This window comes from Mesorhizobium sp. M2C.T.Ca.TU.002.02.1.1, assembly GCF_003997225.1.
Map to the genome: position 1 here is coordinate 1 of NZ_RZTO01001242.1, position 1,178 is coordinate 1,178.

The following is a 1,178-nucleotide window of genomic DNA, read 5'->3' on the forward strand; positions in this document are numbered from 1 at the left end:
GGCCATCCGATGGGTGAACCGCTATATATTTTGAACCACAGCGAACGGCAGATGACGGCGGACGGCCGGCATTCGCCTCAAGGTAGCGCTATATCCACCGAAGCATATGTCTTTTGATGTGGACCTAGGGCCTAAATGGTGATTGTCTCGGCACTGTAGAGCCGCAAGAGATGATCCAAATCCAGGTGGCAACCGGCCCGCGTCTTCCCCGTCAACAGGAGTGGCGCGGGCTTTTGCCGTCGGGAAGCATGAGCAACTTTTCTCGGCTACGAATCGGAGCCGCCCGCCGGTGCGGGCCGGCAAACCGCCCGCCATTAACCTTCCCTACGGGCACGGACCAAGGTCGGTGTCGCAATTGCCTGCCCTCGCCTATACTCTCCTGGACGGGTGGGTGAGTGGTGCCGATGTTTGGGAGGTATTTAAAACGTCTTGCACGAATCTGGAGCGGGCTCTCGCTGGCCTGGCAATTCGTGATCGCGGGGGGCATCGGCCTTCTGGCCGTGATGCTCGTTGTCGGGCTGTGGGTGACATCGCAGATCCGTGACGGCGTGCTGCACAATTCCGCCACCACCACCGCGCTCTATGTCGACAGCGTGATCGCGCCGCTTTTGCCCGACATGCGCAAGAGCCAGGAGCTGGACGACACCGTCAAGCGGGCGCTGGACGAGACGCTCGGCCAGGGGGCGCTTGGGAAAAGGCTGGTCTCGTTCAAGCTATGGCGGCGCGACGGCACGATTCTCTATTCGAAGGACGCCGACCTCATCGGCAGGCAGATCAGGCCCAACCCCAACCTCATCGCCGCTTTCGCCGGCAATGTCATGGTCAGATATGACTACGACAGGCTCCAAGACGAGGAAGACGAGAAGGAACGGTCGATGGGGGTGCCACTGCTCGAGATCTACAACCCGGTGCGCGAACCCTGGTCGGGCGAGGTCGTAGCCGTGAGCGAATTCTACGAATTGTCCGGCGATTTCGAGGAATCGCTGCACTCGGCCCTATTGTGGAGCTGGCTGGTGGTTGCGGGCGCCACGGCGGCGGCGCTTGCCCTGCTCTCGGGCATCGTTTTCCGCGGCAGCCGGACCATCGTCACGCAACAGGCAACGCTTGAGGCCAAGGTCTCCGAATTGCAGGCGGCGCTGGCGCAGAACTCGATGCTGCGGCAGCGCGTTCAGCGCGCC

At 62.1% G+C, this 1,178-nt stretch carries 1 pseudogene; it reads left to right on the forward strand.

Annotation, left to right across the window (positions count from 1 at the left end):
- Positions 1–404: 404 nt before the first annotated feature.
- Positions 405–1,178, forward strand: a pseudogene (locus EOD07_RS35135) (sensor histidine kinase); the annotation flags it as partial.